Source organism: Mesorhizobium sp. B2-3-10, from assembly GCF_006442275.1.
Lineage (GTDB): Bacteria > Pseudomonadota > Alphaproteobacteria > Rhizobiales > Rhizobiaceae > Mesorhizobium > Mesorhizobium australicum.
The window spans coordinates 112,022-129,442 of sequence record NZ_VFVT01000013.1; the positions used below are offsets into that span (position 1 = coordinate 112,022).

17 protein-coding genes, 1 tRNA gene and 1 pseudogene are annotated in these 17,421 nt (G+C 62.7%); 12 read left to right on the forward strand and 7 right to left on the reverse strand.

Translation table 11 applies throughout. From position 1 onward, the window contains the following. Nucleotides 1-56: 56 nt before the first annotated feature. The gene (gene glpK, locus FJ943_RS28515; RefSeq protein ID WP_140726897.1) at nucleotides 57-1,550 is read left to right on the forward strand and encodes a glycerol kinase GlpK; all 1,494 of its coding nucleotides are present in this window, start codon (nucleotides 57-59) and stop codon (nucleotides 1,548-1,550) included. A 120-nt stretch (nucleotides 1,551-1,670) separates the two neighbouring features. Next, a pseudogene (locus tag FJ943_RS30090) lies at nucleotides 1,671-2,059 on the forward strand (DUF6882 domain-containing protein). A gap of 105 nt (nucleotides 2,060-2,164) precedes the next feature. Here FJ943_RS30090 and FJ943_RS28525 read toward each other — a convergent pair. Beyond that, on the reverse strand, nucleotides 2,165-2,635 hold the full coding sequence (locus tag FJ943_RS28525) for a BA14K family protein (RefSeq protein WP_140726900.1): 471 nt from the start codon (nucleotides 2,633-2,635) through the stop codon (nucleotides 2,165-2,167). Nucleotides 2,636-2,891: 256 nt separating this feature from the next. Here FJ943_RS28525 and FJ943_RS28530 point away from each other — a divergent pair. Next, nucleotides 2,892-2,967: transfer RNA gene (locus FJ943_RS28530), tRNA-Lys, on the forward strand. Nucleotides 2,968-3,030: 63 nt separating this feature from the next. On the opposite strand, the gene FJ943_RS29795 is transcribed toward FJ943_RS28530, so the two are convergent. Then, complete coding sequence (locus FJ943_RS29795; protein ID WP_181166521.1) at nucleotides 3,031-3,516, reverse strand: hypothetical protein; 486 nt, start codon at nucleotides 3,514-3,516, stop codon at nucleotides 3,031-3,033. Nucleotides 3,517-3,694: 178 nt separating this feature from the next. Between FJ943_RS29795 and FJ943_RS28545 the strand changes: the two genes are divergently transcribed. From FJ943_RS28545 to FJ943_RS28565, 5 genes are all read left to right on the forward strand, one after another. Beyond that, on the forward strand, nucleotides 3,695-4,756 hold the full coding sequence (locus FJ943_RS28545) for a glycosyltransferase family 4 protein (RefSeq protein ID WP_015317742.1): 1,062 nt from the start codon (nucleotides 3,695-3,697) through the stop codon (nucleotides 4,754-4,756). Nucleotides 4,757-4,801: 45 nt separating this feature from the next. Beyond that, a complete protein-coding gene (locus FJ943_RS28550; RefSeq protein ID WP_140726921.1) occupies nucleotides 4,802-6,964 on the forward strand; it encodes an amylo-alpha-1,6-glucosidase in 2,163 nt (720 codons plus the stop codon). 106 nt (nucleotides 6,965-7,070) lie between these two features. Next, a complete protein-coding gene (locus FJ943_RS28555) occupies nucleotides 7,071-8,846 on the forward strand; it encodes a trehalose-6-phosphate synthase (RefSeq protein ID WP_140616347.1) in 1,776 nt (591 codons plus the stop codon). After that, nucleotides 8,846-9,646 carry a trehalose-phosphatase gene (gene otsB, locus FJ943_RS28560; protein ID WP_140718072.1) on the forward strand — a complete coding sequence of 267 codons (801 nt, stop codon included), beginning with the start codon at nucleotides 8,846-8,848 and terminating at the stop codon, nucleotides 9,644-9,646. Before FJ943_RS28555 ends, otsB begins: the two co-directional genes overlap by 1 nt. Beyond that, entirely contained in the window at nucleotides 9,646-9,858 is a 213-nt protein-coding gene (locus tag FJ943_RS28565) for a hypothetical protein (RefSeq protein WP_015317746.1), read from the forward strand. Before otsB ends, FJ943_RS28565 begins: the two co-directional genes overlap by 1 nt. Nucleotides 9,859-9,864: 6 nt before the next feature. Here the strand turns inward: FJ943_RS28565 and dprA are convergent, their stop codons facing one another. From dprA to FJ943_RS28585, 4 genes are read right to left on the reverse strand one after another with little or no spacing between them, the layout of a single operon-like run. Beyond that, entirely contained in the window at nucleotides 9,865-10,998 is a 1,134-nt protein-coding gene (gene dprA / locus FJ943_RS28570; protein WP_140726903.1) for a DNA-processing protein DprA, read from the reverse strand. Next, the gene (gene plsY, locus FJ943_RS28575) at nucleotides 10,995-11,582 is read right to left on the reverse strand and encodes a glycerol-3-phosphate 1-O-acyltransferase PlsY (RefSeq protein WP_140726906.1); all 588 of its coding nucleotides are present in this window, start codon (nucleotides 11,580-11,582) and stop codon (nucleotides 10,995-10,997) included. Before plsY ends, dprA begins: the two co-directional genes overlap by 4 nt. A gap of 53 nt (nucleotides 11,583-11,635) precedes the next feature. Next, a complete protein-coding gene (locus FJ943_RS28580) occupies nucleotides 11,636-12,922 on the reverse strand; it encodes a dihydroorotase (protein ID WP_140726909.1) in 1,287 nt (428 codons plus the stop codon). Then, nucleotides 12,919-13,899 carry an aspartate carbamoyltransferase catalytic subunit gene (locus tag FJ943_RS28585; RefSeq protein WP_140726912.1) on the reverse strand — a complete coding sequence of 327 codons (981 nt, stop codon included), beginning with the start codon at nucleotides 13,897-13,899 and terminating at the stop codon, nucleotides 12,919-12,921. The genes FJ943_RS28580 and FJ943_RS28585 overlap by 4 nt, the downstream gene beginning before the upstream one ends. Before the next feature lie 218 nt (nucleotides 13,900-14,117). Here FJ943_RS28585 and FJ943_RS28590 point away from each other — a divergent pair, with 218 nt between their 5' ends. The 3 genes from FJ943_RS28590 to FJ943_RS28600 all read left to right on the forward strand — a co-directional run bounded on the left by FJ943_RS28590 (nucleotide 14,118) and on the right by FJ943_RS28600 (nucleotide 16,774). Continuing rightward, nucleotides 14,118-15,746 carry a DNA alkylation response protein gene (locus FJ943_RS28590; RefSeq protein WP_015317751.1) on the forward strand — a complete coding sequence of 543 codons (1,629 nt, stop codon included), beginning with the start codon at nucleotides 14,118-14,120 and terminating at the stop codon, nucleotides 15,744-15,746. 138 nt (nucleotides 15,747-15,884) lie between these two features. Next, nucleotides 15,885-16,433 carry a hypothetical protein gene (locus FJ943_RS28595; protein WP_015317752.1) on the forward strand — a complete coding sequence of 183 codons (549 nt, stop codon included), beginning with the start codon at nucleotides 15,885-15,887 and terminating at the stop codon, nucleotides 16,431-16,433. Continuing rightward, nucleotides 16,433-16,774, forward strand: a complete 342-nt coding sequence (locus FJ943_RS28600) for a DUF6105 family protein (RefSeq protein ID WP_015317753.1) — start codon at nucleotides 16,433-16,435, stop codon at nucleotides 16,772-16,774. The genes FJ943_RS28595 and FJ943_RS28600 overlap by 1 nt, the downstream gene beginning before the upstream one ends. On the opposite strand, the gene ruvX is transcribed toward FJ943_RS28600, so the two are convergent. Beyond that, nucleotides 16,692-17,198, reverse strand: a complete 507-nt coding sequence (ruvX, locus tag FJ943_RS28605; RefSeq protein ID WP_140664170.1) for a Holliday junction resolvase RuvX — start codon at nucleotides 17,196-17,198, stop codon at nucleotides 16,692-16,694. The two genes, FJ943_RS28600 and ruvX, sit on opposite strands and share 83 nt — an antisense overlap. A gap of 125 nt (nucleotides 17,199-17,323) precedes the next feature. Between ruvX and FJ943_RS28610 the strand changes: the two genes are divergently transcribed. After that, nucleotides 17,324-17,421, forward strand: a 98-nt coding sequence (locus FJ943_RS28610) for an MBL fold metallo-hydrolase (RefSeq protein WP_181174666.1), incomplete at its 3' end; no start/stop codon positions are given.

Genomic DNA, 17,421 nt, shown 5'->3' on the forward strand with positions numbered 1-17,421 from the left:
GGAGGCGGCTTCTTGCCGTCTCCCCTGTTTGTATAAGCTGCTTACCGGGAGGGAGAATGACCGGATATATCCTTGCGATTGACCAGGGTACGACATCGAGCCGGGCGATCCTGTTCGACGGCACGATGAAGGTCGCAGGCGCCGGGCAGAAGGAATTCACCCAGCACTATCCGGCCTCAGGCTGGGTCGAACACGATCCGGAGGAGATCTGGTCGAGCGTCATTGAGACTGTGAGGGCCGCGCTGAAGAATGCCGGCCGCGAGGCTTCGGATGTGGCTGCGATCGGCATCACCAACCAGCGCGAGACGGTCGTCATCTGGGACAAAGCGACCGGCAAGCCGATTCACAACGCCATTGTCTGGCAGGACCGGCGCACCGCTCCGCTATGCCAGAAGCTCAGGAAGCAGGGGCTTGAGAAGAAATTCACCCGCAAGACCGGCCTGCTGCTCGACCCCTATTTCTCCGGCACCAAGATTGCCTGGATGCTGGACAAGGTGAAGGGCGCGAGGAAGCGTGCCGAGAAGGGCGAGCTGCTCGCCGGCACCATCGACAGCTTTTTGATCTGGCGGCTGACCGGCGGCAAGGTTCACGCCACGGATGCCACCAACGCGTCGCGCACGCTGGTCTACAACATTGCGGAGAATGCCTGGGACGAAGAGCTGCTGGCCATCCTGCGCATCCCCGCCGCGATGCTGCCCGAAGTCAAGGATTGCGCCGATGATTATGGAATAACAGAGAAAAACCTGTTTGGCGCCGAAATCAGAATCCTCGGCGTTGCCGGCGACCAGCATGCCGCGACGATTGGCCAGGCCTGCTTCGAGCCGGGCATGATGAAATCCACCTATGGCACCGGCTGTTTTGCGTTGCTCAACACCGGCAGCGACCTGGTGCGGTCGAAGAACCGACTCTTGACCACCATTGCCTATCGGCTGAACGGCAAGACCACCTATGCGCTGGAAGGCTCGATCTTCATCGCTGGGGCTGCCGTGCAATGGCTGCGCGACGGCATCAAGGTGATCGGCAAGGCAGAACAGAGCGGCAAACTCGCGGCGGAAGCCGATCCGACGCAGAACGTCTATCTGGTGCCGGCCTTTGTCGGGCTCGGTGCGCCGCACTGGGATGCCGAGGCGCGGGGCGCGATTTTCGGATTGACCCGCAACACCGGACCGGCGGAGTTTGCCCGCGCGGCACTGGAATCCGTCGCCTACCAGACCCGCGACCTGCTCGACGCCATGCACAAGGATTGGAAGGGCGCCAAGGCAAAGACGGTGCTCAGGGTCGATGGCGGCATGGTGGCATCGGACTGGACCATGCAGCGCCTGGCCGACATTCTCGACGCGCCGGTCGATCGGCCGACAATTCTGGAGACGACCGCGCTGGGGGCGGCATGGCTTGCCGGTTCGAAGGCCGGCGTATGGCCGAAGGCGCGGGAATTCGCGAAGACCTGGGCCCTGGAGCGGCGGTTCGTGCCCGAGATGGAATCCGCTACCCGGTCCGTCAAATTGATGGGCTGGCGGGACGCTGTGCGCCGGACATTGAGCGTGCCATAATCGCCTTGAGGTGAGGGCTTGGCGAGGGGGAAATGACGCCGGAATGGTATAGCAACTGGTGCGCGGAGGCATTCGAACAGCTTACCGCGAAGAACGCCCGTCTTGGAGAAGGATCTCCACTTGGGGCACTGGCCGCGCTATGACTACGACCTGACAGCGGGGAAGCTGCTGTTTTCACAGGAAGGGAAGGTCGCGGTCGTCGCCGAAATCCAGATCGCGGGTTCCACGAGCACAATGGCTGGCAACTGGCTGTGGCCTGGGCGAACTCCAACCTGCCCGACGAACTCCTTGCGGACGCAAAGCAGGTCCGATCCTTCGGGGAACAGAACGGCATCAACGAGCTGGCGCAGGCTTACGTGGTCGATACCGACGACGACCTCGAAGCACTCGGATGGGAACTCAGCGGGGCTATGGTACGGATTTGCGACGCTGTTGGAGCGTACCGCTCTCCCCGCGGCAAAGGTGGCGGTCTTTACCTGGTTATCAAGAGCCTGAGCTGGGCCAGCTGACAAACGCGACCACTGCCAACCATGTTAGGATAGACGCGACAAGGCCCGCGTCTTCTACACGCGGGCCTTTACTCACCATTACCAGCTACTGATACTCAACAGGGATCAGTAAGGGGAGCGGCACTCCCGACGAGGACCATTGTTCGGCTGGAAGGTGTTGTCGGAAGCGCGATAGCTCCGATAATGATCGTAGCACCACTGAACGTGCGAGTTGCCTTCATAGAGGCGGTTGTTCTCGTTGTTGACAATCGCGCCGGTGATCAGCGCGCCAGTCGCGAAGGCGGCCAGCGGGAACCAGTAGTCGCCATGACGGCGATAGCCGCGGCGATATTCACGATAGCCGCGATGCCCATTCCAATACATGTCACCGTTGCGGCTAAAGCTTCGATTGCGCGAGAAATTGCGGTCGAAGGAGCGGTTTCTCCTCCACTCCCGGTATTGCACCGTCTGTACATCCGGCGCTGCCGCCTGGGAGAGTGGCACGTAGTTGGGCTGGGCGTTGACCGGCACCACCTCCGCCGCGACGAATGTCGCCGAAAGGGTGGCGGCAAGCAGGCCCGTTGTGATTCTATTCATTGGTATTCTCCTCGAGGGTTTGGCGAACGTCCCTTTGGCAAAAAACGACAGTGCGTCGGATTTGTTCCGCCGTGTAGGCAGCCGTTCCTGCACCGAAACCCAAACCGCCGGACTGCTCGCCAGGACCCGGGGGAACAAGCAAGAGGCGGCGAATTAGGGCAAAGAGCAGGTTTGGAACCCATCTTTCCGGTTGACCGGTCGCGGCACTCTCCCTATGTTCCGCGCAATTTCGAGGGCGGCCTTTTCGAGCCCGCGGGAGCGCGTAGCTCAGCCGGTAGAGCAACTGACTTTTAATCAGTAGGTCATGGGTTCGAATCCCATCGCGCTCACCATCGTCAAATGACATGTCAGCGCTTTTGATTTGCCCATGTATCCTTGCGGCGCTCAACGACCGTTCAGACGCCTCCTGACAGGTGCACGTCCAGAACGGCGGCTTTCTTGGCGATCAGTCCTGTCAGATCCGCGTCGGATCGCTTGGTGCCGGTCCGTTCGCGCAGCAACGAGATGACCGCGCTCATCGAAAGCTGGGCAGTGCGATCGCTCAGGATAGCGTCCACCGCGCCGGCAACATCCGGGGTCTCCGTCGGTGCTCGCATGATCGGTTCCTTTCTGTTCAGGTCGGCCTCGGCGCCGTTGGCCGGTCCCCGCACGCCACGGTCGAAGATGACGGCCAGGCCGTTCTTCACGGCGAGGGCGGCGACCATGTCGTCGAGGTCGTGATCGGAAAGCGCTGGCTCCGAAGGATCGGGCTTCAGGGTTCTGCGGATCACTCGGGCAGCCTGATCAGTCGACACAAAGCCAAAATGCCGTTTTCTGGCCTCGACATATTGCTCGATGATCATGCTCAGGCGCCGCGCTGCGATATCCCTGGGTTGCTGCATCTGGGCCTCCTTCGGCTGCCGCAAGCGCAAGGTCGACAGCACCAGAAGGAAATAGGGCGGCGGATCTACTCAAACAGGGGACGGATCGATCATTCGACGCATCTTGCGCAGATATAGGAACGATCCGGGCCTTGATGCATTTTGGCTCTATGACCAGCTCATTGAGGGACGCCGGGACATGAAGATTGCCCATGTCGCACCACTCTACGAATCGGTGCCGCCACGACTTTACGGGGGTACCGAGCGTATCATCTCGTATCTTACCGAAGCTCTCGTCGATCTCGGCCACGAGGTGACGTTGTTTGCCAGCGGCGACACGAAGAGCTCCGCCAAACTGGTGCCATGCCGCGAAAGGGCGCTTCGTCTCGATCCGCGTCCGCTGAAGTCCGAGATCGCGGCACATTTGTCGATGCTCGACGAAGTGCGCAAACGGGCCGACGACTTCGACGTCGTGCATTTCCATCTGAGCCATTTCCTGCATTTCCCGTTTTTCCGTGATATGCCGCAGCGCACGGTGACAACGCCGCATGGCAGGCTGGATTACGCGGACCTCGCGCAAGCCTATGACCGGTTCCCGCGGTTCCCAATGATTTCCATATCCCGCAGCCAGCGGGCGCGGTTCGCATCCGCGAACTGGCTGGCGACGATCCATCACGGGCTGCCGCTTGACCTTTATGAGGCCGATTTCGAGGCCGGTTCGGACGGTACCTACCTTGCTTTTCTCGGCAGAATGTCACGCGACAAGCGGCCGGACCGGGCAATCGAGATTGCCCGCCGAACCGGCCTGAAACTGAAGCTCGCCGCCAAGGTCGGCGATGGCGACCGCGCCTATTTCGAGGAAGTCGTGCAGCCGCTGATCGATGGCGACCGGGTCGAGTATGTCGGCGAGATTGGTGAGGACCAGAAGGCCCGGTTTCTGGGCAATGCGGCCGCCTTGCTGTTTCCCATCGACTGGCCTGAACCCTTCGGGCTTGCGGTGATCGAGGCCATGGCGTGCGGAACCCCGGTCATGGCTTGGAGTTGCGGCGCTATGCCCGAGATCATCGATCATGGGGTCACCGGCTTTGTCGTCGAAACCATCGAAGATGCCGTCGCCTCGATGCCGGCTCTCCTGCAACTCGACAGGCGACGAATAAGGACGGCCTTCGAAAGGCGGTTTTCGGCCGATAGAATGGCCAGGGATTATGTCGAGGCCTATTCGCGGCTGACCACCGGCCACGAAGAGAGCAGGGCCTCATAGATCTTCAACCCGTTCGGAAACCAGCACGGGACAATCTTCTTGACCATTACCCAACTCGACGAGCGCAAGCTCGATCCTGCGATAGCACTGGCTTCCCTGGACGAAACCGCGCCCAGGGAGCCGCATCGGCTTTACGCTCTCAAGCATGGCGATTGCTTTGCCGTCGCCGACGCCTATGGCGACATACGTGGCGCCGGCGACGGCTTCTTCCGCGACGACACGCGCGTGCTCTCCGAATTTCGCCTGACGGTTGGCGGACGATCGTTGTCGCTGCTGGGCGCATCGCTCAGCCAGGACAACGTCCTGTTCACCAGCAACCTGACCAATCTGCCGATCGAGAGCGCCGCGGGCCGCCAGATTCCGCAGGGCGCGATCCATATCGAGCGGGTCAGGCTTCTGTGGCAGGAAAGGCTATATGAACGCATCACGCTCTCGAACTATAGCCGGGAGCATTCGACGGTCTTGGTGTCACTGCGCTTCGGTGTTGATTTTCGCGACATGTTCGAAGTCCGGGGCTCGACCCGCTCCAAGCGCGGTACCGCGCACACGGCCGAGATCGACCAGAGTTCGGTCGTGCTCCGCTACGAAGGGCTGGACAAGGTCGTGCGGACCTCGGCCATTTCGTTTTCACAGCCCCCGGATCAACTGACCTCCGAGCGGGCGGATTTCTTCATTGCCGTCACCAAGCGCAGCCGCCAGACGCTGTATGTGGAGGTGGGGAGCAAGACAACGGCCCGCCCGCAAAGTGAACGTTTCCGGGCCGCGGCGGCGCGCGCCCGTTTCGGCATGCGCGCCAAGCGCCGGCATGGGGCAACGCTGCACAGTTCAGGCCGCGTCTTCAATGATTGGATGGAACGGGCGCGTGCCGATGTGGCATTGCTCACCACGGAACTGGCGACCGGGCCTTACCCATATGCCGGGATCCCGTGGTTCTCCACCGCCTTCGGCCGCGACGGCGTGATTTCAGCTCTGCAGATGCTTTGGCTCAATCCCGGCCTGGCTCGTGGCGTGCTTGCCTTTCTCGCCCAGCACCAGGCGACCGAAACCTCTCCCTTCAGCGATTCCGAGCCCGGCAAGATCATGCACGAGACCCGCAAGGGCGAGATGGCGGCGCTGAGCGAGTTGCCGTTCGGCCGCTACTATGGCGGCGTCGATACGACGCCCCTCTACATCCATCTCGCCTGCGCCTATGCGGACCGCACGGGAGACACGGCTTTCATCGATGGCCTTTGGCCATCGCTGTGCGCCGCCGCCGAGTGGATCGAGGCAGCGAGCCGTTCGACAGGGTTTCTTACCTATCAGCGCGCCGCGGAATCCGGCCTTGCCAACCAGGGATGGAAGGACAGCTTCGATTCCGTCTTCCATGCCGACGGCCGCATTCCGAAAGGGCCGATCGCGCTGGTCGAGGTGCAGGGTTACGTCTTTGCAGCATTTCGGGGATTGGCAAAGCTGGCACGGCTGCGCGGCGAAGAGGAGCGGGCGGAGAATTGGGAGCTGCGCGCCGATGCCATTCGCCAACAAGTCGAACGCCATTTCTGGATCGAAGAGCTTGGCTACTATGCGCTGGCGATCGATGGCGATGGCCAACCCTGCAAGGTGCGCACGTCCAATGCGGGTCACCTGCTCTATGTCGGCCTTCCCAATCCGGATCGCGCACGCATGGTCGCCGACCAGCTGCTGTCGGCTTCGTTCCATTCCGGCTGGGGGCTGAGAACGCTGGCGGACGATGCGATCTTCTTCAATCCGATGTCCTATCATAACGGCTCCATCTGGCCGCACGACACCGCGATCTGCGCCGCCGGGCTGGCGCGATACGGCATCCGCGACAGCGTGGTGCGGTTGATGAGCGGGACCTTCGAATCCGCGGTTCATTTCAACATGCGGCTACCCGAACTGTTCTGCGGGTTCACGCGCTCGGCCGGCGAGGCGCCGATTGCCTATCCGGTGGCTTGCCTGCCGCAGGCCTGGTCCGCGGGCTCCGCCTTCATGCTCATGCAGGCCTGCCTCGGCCTACAGATCGACGGTTGGACGAACGAAATTCACGTGACCCGGCCGCACTTGCCGATCGGCATCGACAATCTTGTCATTCGCCATCTCTCGGTGGGGCATGTGGCGGTGGACCTGACGTTTCAGCGCGTGGGGGATCGTGTCGGTGCCTTCCTTGCGGATGCGCATGAAGGATTGGTGCCACTGGTGGTCAAGAGCTGAAAAATCGGAACCATCACGGGTGCGGAACGTTGGATCAGCACGCCAAGGATGCTGGAGTTCCTGTCGGTGGATCTGCCGCGTCCCATTGAAAGGTAATCAATTCGAAATGCCCGACAACAGTTCGTACCTGGTCGTACCCTCGGCCGCACTGTGGCTCTTCGTTCTCGTAATTGTCGGTATCTCATGCGTCGCGCTCGCGGTGGTGCTGTCACGGGCGCGCCGGGCCAGAAACATGAAGCTCGCCCGTCTCGAAGCAGGATCCGTTCGCAGCCCATTGCCGGAGTTCGAAAAGAACGGGCAATCCGCGGCCGCCGCCCTCGTCCAATGGTCGCCGGAAACGTTGCGTCACATTCTGGCGAAGGAACTTCCCGATGCACAGGTGATCGTGGTGTCAAATCGCGAACCCTACATCCATAACCGCAACGGCGACGGCATCCAGCTGGTCGTACCCGCCAGCGGGCTGGTCTCCGCCCTGGAGCCGATCACGCGCGCCTGTGCGGGCACATGGATCGCCTATGGCGGCGGTTCGGCCGATGCGCTGGTGGTCGACGAAAACGACCGCGTCGAAGTGCCGCCGGAAAACCCTTCCTATACGTTGCGCCGTGTCTGGCTGAGCGAGGAAGAACAGCAAGGCTATTATCTCGGCTTTGCCAATGAGGGGCTTTGGCCGCTGTGCCACATAGCCTTCACCCGACCGATATTCCGTGCGTCCGACTGGGAGGCCTACGAGGCGGTCAACCGCAAATTCGCCGACACCGTCGTCGCGGAGGCACGCAACGAGCGGCCCATCGTGCTGGTCCAGGACTACCATTTCGCCCTGTTGCCGCGGATGATCCGGGAGCGCCTGCCGGAGGCCATCATCATCACCTTCTGGCACATTCCATGGCCGAATTCCGAGGTGTTCAGTATCTGCCCATGGCGCGAGAAGATCCTAGAAGGATTGTTGGGCAGTTCGATCGTCGGCTTTCACACCCAGTTCCATTGCAACAACTTCATCGACAGCGTCGACCGCTTCCTGGAGAGCAGGATCGAGCGCGAGGATTCCGCCATCTCCTATGGCGGCCAGATCAGCCTGGTTCACGCGTATCCGATTTCAATCGAATGGGAGCCGGCGCGACAGGCCCAGCTGCCCGAGGTGGCGCAATGCCGTCGGCATGTTCGTGAAAAATTCGGGCTGGCGGACGATGTCAGGCTGTGTGTCGGCGTCGAACGTCTCGACTACACGAAGGGCATCCTCGATCGCTTTACCGCACTCGATGAGCTGCTGAGGCTCCATCCGGAATGGATTGGCAAGGTCGCCTTCCTGCAGATCGCGGCACCCAGTCGCGGCACCTTGCCCGCATACCAACAGTTGCATGAAGAGTGTCTGCGTCAAGCCGAGGATCTCAACCGGCGCTATGGCCGCGACGGCTACACTCCCGTCCTGATGGTCACGGAACATCATTCGCAGGAACAGGTCTACGAAATCTACCGGGCCGCCGACGTTTGCTTGGTCACGAGCCTGCATGACGGCATGAACCTGGTGGCCAAGGAGTTCGTCGCGGCGCGCAATGACGAACAGGGGGTCCTGCTGCTCAGCATGTTCGCCGGCGCTTCCAAGGAATTGCTGGAAGCGCTGATCGTCAATCCCTACGACGCCACAATGATGGGCGACGCCTTGTTGCAGGCTTTGACGATGTCGTCGGAAGAGCAGCGGCAGCGCATGCAAAGGATGCGTGAGGTCGTTCGCGACAATAATGTCTACCGGTGGGCAGGCAGCATGCTTCTCGATGCCGCGCGCCTGCGCAAACGCGTTGCGGTCGATCGCGCCGTCGGCGCCGCCCCGACCTCATCGGGCAACGTGATCTCGCTGCTCGATCGCAGACGGGTGGCGGCGCTGTGATGTCGCTTCTGCCAAAACTGCCCGCGCCTGAGCTCCCAACAGGCCCGTGGGCCTTGTTCCTGGACATTGACGGCACGCTTCTCGAACACGCCGCGCATCCCGATGCGGTGGTTGTCGGCGATGAATTGCGTACGCTGCTGGCGAGGCTCGAATTGCAATTGGATGGAGCTCTGGCGTTCATCACGGGACGATCGATCGCCGCGGTCGACCATCTTTTCCAGCCGCTCAGATTGCGCGCCGCCGGGCTGTATGGGCTCGAGCACAGGCTCATCCGCGACGGCCCGGTCGAGGCGGCGGGAGAGCCGGCCGACATTGCGGCACTTGCCGAGGAAATCGAAGCGGAGCTGGGCAGTTCGGACGTTTATATCGAGCGCAAGGGACCGATCCTGGCAGTCCACACGCGCGCGGCACCGCAACTGTTGCGGCGCGCGACGCAACTGGTCGAACAGGCGTTGGGCAGGTTGCCTACGGGATATCGGGTGCTGGCCGGCAATGCCGGCGTTGAATTGATGCCGCTGGAGGCAGCAAAGGGAGCGGCCATCAGGCGCTTTCTGGATCTGCCTGCTTTCGAGGGGCGGCGGCCGGTGTTTCTAGGCGACGACACATCCGACGAGAATGGTTTCGAGGCCGTGAACGAGATGGACGGCATGTCGATCCGCATCAAACCGCACGGACCGACAGCGGCGCGCCATGTGCTTGCCGACGTCGGCGAGGCTTTGGCTTGGCTGGGTGCGGTGAGCCAGCGTAATTTGGATGGATCGACCGGCCTGGTCCATCCCTTCAATCGAAGGAGTCCGTGATGACCCAATTCACCAGTCTCATCTTGGAGATCATGCCTGCCTGGCTACGCCGGCGGTCGCTGCCGAATACGCACGAGACCCAGCCGAGTTTCGATCCGTCGCGCCCGCAGGACGCGGATGAGGTCTGGCGCCAGTTTGTTCAAAAGGATCTCTTTGACGCCAACATGCAGGATTACGACGAGACCGGAGATAGAAAGACCAGCCGCCACTGAGGGCGGTTAGCCTTCCCCGAAAACAAGCGAAACATTTCCACCGGCGTGACGCTCGAGGCGGCCGGCAAGGTCGAGTTCAAGCAGCACCATGAAGACCTGGGCGGGATGCAGGCCGGTGTGGCGGATGATCTCGTCGACCGGCACCGGTGTCGGCCCCAGCGCCTCGATCACCTTGGCCCGGTCGCTCTCGCCTGGTGGCGGTGTGGCCGAAAAGTCGGGCGGGTCCTCAAACGGCGGCAGATCAGGCGCCCGCATGCCGGTCAGCGGAAGGATCGCCCTGGAAATGTCCGAAGCTTCGGTGACCAGCGTGGCGCCGTCCTTGAGCAGACCGTTGGTACCGGCCGCGCGCGGATCGAGCGGGGAGCCGGGTACCGCAAAGACCAACCGGCCCATCTCGCCGGCAAGCCTGGCGCTGATCAGCGAGCCTGAGCGCTGTGCTGCCTCAACCACCACCAGCCCAAGAGCGGCGCCCGCGACAAGGCGGTTGCGGCGCGGGAAATCCTGGGCACGCGGCTGCCAGCCGAACGGCATTTCCGAGATGATGGCGCCACGCTCCGCAATGTCATCGCACAGACCGGCATTTTCGGGCGGGTAGGGCAGGTCGAGCCCACCGGCGAGCACGCCGACCGTACCGGTCAAGAGACTGCCCTGATGCGCCGCCGTGTCGATGCCACGTGCCAGGCCGGAGACGATGCCGTAGCCGTCTCGTCCGAGATCGGCTGCCAGCATGCGCGCCATCTTGATGCCGGCAAGCGATGCGTTGCGGGCGCCGACTATCGCGACACCCGGCAACCGGAACACCGCGGCATTGCCCCTGACCGCCAGCATCGGCGGCGGATTGTCCATGCTGCGCAACAGCGGCGGATAGTCCGCCTCCCCAATACCGACAAAGCGTGCTCCAACTCGCCGCGCGGCCTCCATCTCGGCCTCGGCCTCGGCAAGGGAAGGGATGCGCACGATCCGGTTGGCGCCGCCGGAAATCATCAGTTCCGGCAGCATTTCCAACGCGACTTCGGCCGAACCGAAACGGTTGATCAGGTCGCGAAAGGAGGCAGGGCCGACATTCTGGGTGCGGATCAGCCGCAGCCAGCTCAGCCGCTGGCGATCGGTGAGACGCGGCCCGGCGGCCGGTTCGCTCACCCCTTGGCTCCGATCTTGCCTTCGGAGCCGGCAATCAGTCGCGAAATGTTTTCTCGGTGCTTGATGAAGACAATGATGCTCATCACCACGAACAGAATGGCTATCTGCGGCGTGCTCAGGAAATAAAGCGCGATCGGTGCCACCACGGCAGCAGCCAGCGCCGCCAGCGATGAGTAGCGGAAGAGGAAAGCCATCACCAACCATACGACAGCGAAGATCAATGCGACTTGCCAGGCAAGGCCGACCAGCACGCCGAGATAAGTGGCGACGCCCTTGCCACCCTTGAAGCCGAGCCATGCCGGGAACAGGTGGCCCAGAAAGGCGCCGAGACCAGCCCAGATCGCGGCTTCAGGCGCGAAATGGCCTGCTATCAGCACGGCGGCCGTGCCTTTCAGCGCATCGAGCAGCAAAGTCGCGGCGGCAAGCCCCTTGTTGCCGGTGCGCAGCACATTGGTGGCGCCGATATTGCCTGAACCGATCTTGCGCACATCGCCAAGGCCGGCCGCGCGGGTAAGCAGCAGGCCGAATGGAATCGAGCCCAGCAGATAGCCGAACACCAGCGCCAGGATTGGGCCGTAAGTCATTGTTCCCCCCGCGTTCCCCCAACCATGCCTGATGTCGCATGGCTACCGCCGGCTCAGGCAGAAAATATTGTGCGGCCCGCCACCAGCGTTTGCAAGACCTTGCCTTGCAGCCGTGCGCCTTCGAAGCAGGTGTTTTTCGAGCGCGAGCGGATACCGCTTTCGCTGACTATCCAGGGTTCATCGAGGTCGACAAGCGCGAGATCGGCGACGGCGCCTGGCTTCAGCGTGCCGCCGGCCAATCCAAACAGCCTCGCCGGCGCGGTGGACAAGGTTTCGATCAGCCTGAGCAGGGGCACGTCGCCATTGTGGTAGAGGCGCAAGGCCGCGCCCAGCAGGGTTTCGAGGCCAATGGCACCGGCCGCGGCGTCGGCGAAGGGCAGGCGCTTGGTATCGACGTCCTGCGGATCGTGCGAGGAGACGATGACATCGACCGTTCCGTCCTTGACCGCATCGATCATCGCCAACCGGTCCTCCTCGGCCCGCAGCGGCGGCGTCAGGCGGAAGAAGGTGCGGTACTCGCCAACGTCGTTTTCATTGAGAGACAGATTGTGGATCGACACGCCAGACGTCACTGCCGCGCCGTCGGCCTTCGCACGCGCCACGGCGCTTGCCGCCATTGCCGTCGAGATCTTCGCGGCGTGGTACGAACCTTGCGTCAGCCGCGCCAGCGCGAGGTCACGCTCGAGCGGGATGGATTCGGCTTCACGTGGAATGCCGGAGAGGCCGAGCCAACTGGCATACAGGCCTTCGTTCATGACGCCCGACGACCCAAGATCGGCATCCTGCGTTTCATGGACGATGGTGGCGCCGAAATCGCGCGCATAGGTTAGCGCGCGACGCATCACCAGCGCGCTCGATATGGTATGCCTGCCATCGGTGAAGGCGACCGCGCCCGCCTCGCGCAGCAGCCCGAACTCCGTCATTTCGCGTCCGTGGAGGCCCTTGGTGATGGCGGCGGCCGGAAAGATATTGACGACGGCCGTGTCCTTGGCGGTGCGCAGCACGAATTCGACCAGCGCCACATTGTCGATCACCGGATCGGTGTCTGGCATCATCACGATGGACGTGACGCCGCCGGCCGCCGCGGCGACACTTGCCGAAGCGATGGTTTCGCGATGCTCGCCGCCGGGCTCGCCGATGAAGACCCGACCATCGATCAGGCCGGGGATGATCGCCTTGCCGCTGCAGTCGATCGCCGTAGCGCCGTCGGGGACGCCGTGGTTCAGCGCCGCCTTGCCCGCGGCAACGATTTTCCTGCCTTCGACTATGACGGAGCCAACTTCATCAAGGCCGCGTGACGGGTCGATGATGCGGGCGCGTTCAAAGACCGTGATGCTCATGCGCCGCGGCCCTCTTGATTGCGGCCCTCTTGATTGCGGCGGGAATCGAGCAGCGCTTCCATCACCGCCATGCGCACGGCGACGCCCATTTCCACCTGCTCCTGGATGACGCTTTGCGGGCCGTCGGCGATTTCCGAAGCAATTTCGACACCGCGGTTCATCGGGCCAGGATGCATGACAAGCGCGTCATCCTTGGCGGCCTTCAGTTTCTCGGCGTCTAGACCAAAATAGCGGAAATATTCGCGCACCGACGGCACGAAGGCTCCTTCCATGCGCTCGCGCTGCAAGCGCAACATCATCACCACATCCGCGTCCTTCAGGCCCTCCGCCATCGAGCGGCAGACGATCACGCCCATTCTGTCGATGCCCGAGGGCAATAGCGTCGAGGGCGCCACCACCCGTATTTGTGCGCCGAGTGCGTTGAGCAGCATGATGTTGGAGCGCGCCACACGCGAATGCAGGATGTCGCCGCAGATCGCCACGATCAGCTTCGACAGCGCACCCTTGGCGCGGCGGATGGTGAGCGCGTCGAGCAGCGCCTGTGTCGGGTGTTCATGGGCGCCGTCGCCGGCATTGACCACCGAGCAGCCGACCTTCTGCGCCAGGAGGGCCGCCGCGCCCGCCGACTGATGGCGGATGATCAATATGTCGGGCCGCATGGCGTTGAGTGTCATCGCGGTGTCGATGAGCGTTTCGCCCTTCTTTACCGAGGAACTCGCCACCGACATGTTCATGACATCGGCGCCAAGCCGCTTTCCGGCCAGTTCGAACGAGGATTGCGTGCGGGTCGAGGCTTCGTAGAAGAGATTGATCTGGGTGCGGCCGCGCAGCGCCGAGGTCTTTTTTTCGGACTGGCGCGAGATCGCGACCGCCCGATCCGCCCTGTCGAGCAAAAGCTCGATGTCGGCGGGCGAAAGGTCGCTGATGCCCAGAAGATGGCGGTGAGGGTAGAGTGGCAGGGACGAAGCGTCGGTCATCTCAAGGGGCTGCTATAGGGTGCGGATTTCGCGCCCGCAAGCACCCGCTTTGGATTGACGCCGTTCTCCTCAATTTTTTCGTGTAGATAGCCGATTAGATCGGCCGGTATTTTCGTCGCGCGCGCAGCAACGCTTGGCTATATCTAAGCCGACGGCCTCGGATTCGAGGCTTTCCGACAATAGGGCCTTTCTAGAAGGATCGGCTAGAAGGATTGGGCGTGACCGACGACGTAACGAACCAGCCGCCGCCGCTGACGGGCGGCAACGCCTGGCGAGGCGATCCGTTGCTGATCCAGCTTGCCGAGCGCTTTTCCGATCCGGTGCGCAAGGATCTCGACGGGCTCGGCCGTTTCGTGCTGACGCAAGAAGCGCAGGAACTGGCGCGCCTCGCCAATGTCGAGACGCCGAAACTCAGGACGCACGATCGCCAGGGACGGCGCATCGACCTGGTCGAATTCCATCCCGCCTACCACGCCTTGATGCGCCGCTCGGTGGCCAACGGCCTGCATTCCTCGGTCTGGGAAAATGGCGACGCCGAGATCGGCCGCCGCCATCAGGTGCGCGCCGCCCGTTTTTACCTGACGGCGGAACTCGAGACCGGGCATCTCTGCCCCATCACCATGACCAGCGCCTCGCTGGCGGCATTGATGGCCAGCCCAAAACTGTTTCGCGAATGGGCGCCGCGCGTGACGACGCGCAAATACGACCAGAGCCAGAAGCCGCCCGTCGAAAAGACCGGACTGACGCTCGGCATGGGCATGACCGAGAAACAGGGCGGCACCGATGTGCGTGCCAATGTGACCCGGGCGGAACGCGTCGGTAGCGGCTTCTACCGCCTGACGGGACATAAATGGTTCATGTCGGCGCCGATGTCGGACGCCTTCCTGGTGCTGGCACAGGCGCCGGAGGGACTGTCCTGCTTCCTGGTGCCGCGCGTGCTCGGCGACGGGTCTGGCAACGGCTTTCGCTTCCAGCGGCTGAAGGACAAGCTCGGCAATCGCTCGAACGCGTCTTCCGAGGTTGAATTCGTCAACGCCATCGGGGAGATGGTCGGCGAACCCGGCGCCGGCGTCAAGACGATCATGGACATGGTGACGCTGACCCGGCTCGACTGCGCGGTGGCGTCTTCGGCGATCATGCGGGCGGGGCTGGCCGAAGCGATCCATCATGCCCGCCATCGCCAGGTGTTCGGTTCGACCTTGATCGAGCAGCCGTTGATGCAGCGCGTGCTGGCCGACATGGCGCTCGATGTTGCCGCGGCGACCGCGCTGTCGTTCCGGCTGGCGCGTTCCTTCGACGAGGCGGCGAGCGATCGCGGCGAGGCGGCGTTCGCCCGCGCCATGACGCCGGTCGTCAAATACTGGGTCTGCAAGATCGCGCCACCGCTGCTTTACGAGGCGATGGAGTGCCTTGGCGGCAATGGCTATGTCGAGGAAGCTCCGCTCGCCCGTTATTACCGCGAAGCGCCTGTCAACGCGATCTGGGAAGGGTCGGGCAATGTCATGGCGCTCGACGTGCTGCGCGTGCTTGGCCGCGCGCCGGGGCTTTTCGAAGAAGTATTGACCGGCATCGATCGCGACCTCGGCGCCGGCGGGCGCGGCACGATCGGCGTTCTGAAGGCGGCCATGCAGGTCGCTTCGACCGACGAGGGCTCGGCCCGGCTGCTGACGGAACAGCTTGCGCTCTCTGCGGCGGCCGCCGAGTTGCGTCGGCTCGGGGCAGGGCGGATCGCCGATGCCTTCGTCGAGACGCGGCTCGCGGGCCAGTGGCGCAATACCTACGGCATGCTCGATTCGCGCCACGACGCGCGCATGATCATCGATACGCTCTATCCGCCGGTGAATTGACGGAGATGCCTTTCATGTTTGAGCGGCGTTGCCGGAATCCCCACTGACCTCGCCGTCGCCGTTAACCTTAACAAATGGTTTCCGTTGCGGCGGCGAACCGCAAAGCCCACTGTCAATCCTGTCGAAGCAGGAATCACGATGCGACACGTACTGACCTCCTTTCTGTCCGTGCACTGGGCGATCGTTTTTGCCCTGCTCGCGGTGATCTGTATCGATGGAAATCGAGGTGTGACGGCGGCTCTCGGCGTACTCGGCGTGACCGTCGAGAGCGCCCAGTTTGTCAATCTGGAGAACATCGTCGTGGTCGCTCCGCTGGCGATCGCGTTGCTGGTCGTGGCGGTGCTGTTCTTCTGGGCCTTTGTCGATACACTGATCAACGACGCGTCCAGCCCCGGCGCCGACAGCGTCGTTCGCATCGCCTTTATTTCCGCTTCCGGGGTGATGTCGATGATCCTGATCGGCGGTGCGGCCCAAGGCATCAACGGCCTGTTCATGGTGGTCGCAGTGCAACTGGCCGCACTTCTGGTCTCCTATGTCGCGATGCTTGCCGAACGGCGTTCGGTAGCTGCGCTGGATGAGGAGGATTTCCACGCCACGGCGCACAGCATGGCGAAAGCCGCGGCGCACAATTCGCTGCTCTCCATGATATCGGGACGGACCGGCCCGAACGGGAAGGGAGGCCGCTGATGCGCTACATCTTCGCGTTGTGGGCCGCGCCGATGGCGCTGTTTTGGGGCTGGTTCTACCTGTCGCTCAACGACATGAATTTCGGCTATGTGATGCTCAGCCGGCAGCTGCACGATTTCGTGTTCCAGCTCTACGGTCAGATGCTCGGCATCGACCCCGCAACCATCCCGGGCATGGTGGCAAAAGCCTGCGTGTTCGATGGCTTGCTGCTCGTTGCGATATGGGTGTTTCGCAGGCGTCGCGAGATATTGGGCTGGGTCAGGCGTCGCTGGACGGGTCCGGTCCCGTTCGATCGGCTGCATCGAGTGACTGAAGCCGGTCTAAAACTCCCTGCAGAATAAAGGCGGCCGCCGCCGAATCGATCTTGCCGGCGCGTTTGGCGCGCGAGAAATCCATCTCGATCAGCGTCCGTTCGGCCGCGACGGTCGACAGCCGCTCATCCCAGAATACGAAGGGCAGGTCGCTTAGCTGCGCCATGTTGCGCACGAAGGCGCGCGATTTCTGTGCGCGCGGACCTTCCGATCCATCCATGTTGATCGGCAATCCGATCGCCACCGCACCGACATTCTCCTTCGTCAGCAACGCTAGAAGGACGGCGGCGTCGAGCGAGAATTTCCGCCGGATGATGACTGGACGCGGATGAGCGAAGGAGAACCCCCGATCGGAAACCGCCACGCCGATCGTCTTGTCGCCGAGATCGAGCCCCGCCAAGGTCCTGCCGTTGGCGAGCCGTGCCGGCAATTGCTCAATCGTGATGACGGTCAACGGTTTTCCCTCGTTTTTTTCGACAGCACGCGTCCTTTCGGATGCCCGGCGGACACTATACCCTTTGATCTCAAGGCTATCGGCGTTCTATCCTTTGGCTCGGGAAAAATCGAGGAAATGCATTCATGAAACTGACCTGGTATGGCCACTCGGCCTTCCGCATCGAAACCGGTGACGCGAAAATCCTCATCGATCCCTATCTGATCGGCAACCCGTCCTGGGC

Bases quoted from the DNA above. Each gene is read 5' to 3' on its own strand.
- glpK (WP_140726897.1), top strand. From the start codon at position 57: ATGACCGGATATATCCTTGCGATTGACCAGGGTACGACATCGAGCCGG.
- FJ943_RS28525 (WP_140726900.1), bottom strand. From the start codon at position 2,635: ATGAATAGAATCACAACGGGCCTGCTTGCCGCCACCCTTTCGGCGACA.
- FJ943_RS29795 (WP_181166521.1), bottom strand. From the start codon at position 3,516: ATGCAGCAACCCAGGGATATCGCAGCGCGGCGCCTGAGCATGATCATC.
- FJ943_RS28545 (WP_015317742.1), top strand. From the start codon at position 3,695: ATGAAGATTGCCCATGTCGCACCACTCTACGAATCGGTGCCGCCACGA.
- FJ943_RS28555 (WP_140616347.1), top strand. From the start codon at position 7,071: ATGCCCGACAACAGTTCGTACCTGGTCGTACCCTCGGCCGCACTGTGG.
- otsB (WP_140718072.1), top strand. From the start codon at position 8,846: ATGTCGCTTCTGCCAAAACTGCCCGCGCCTGAGCTCCCAACAGGCCCG.
- FJ943_RS28565 (WP_015317746.1), top strand. From the start codon at position 9,646: ATGACCCAATTCACCAGTCTCATCTTGGAGATCATGCCTGCCTGGCTA.
- plsY (WP_140726906.1), bottom strand. From the start codon at position 11,582: ATGACTTACGGCCCAATCCTGGCGCTGGTGTTCGGCTATCTGCTGGGC.
- FJ943_RS28580 (WP_140726909.1), bottom strand. From the start codon at position 12,922: ATGAGCATCACGGTCTTTGAACGCGCCCGCATCATCGACCCGTCACGC.
- FJ943_RS28585 (WP_140726912.1), bottom strand. From the start codon at position 13,899: ATGACCGACGCTTCGTCCCTGCCACTCTACCCTCACCGCCATCTTCTG.
- FJ943_RS28595 (WP_015317752.1), top strand. From the start codon at position 15,885: ATGCGACACGTACTGACCTCCTTTCTGTCCGTGCACTGGGCGATCGTT.
- FJ943_RS28600 (WP_015317753.1), top strand. From the start codon at position 16,433: ATGCGCTACATCTTCGCGTTGTGGGCCGCGCCGATGGCGCTGTTTTGG.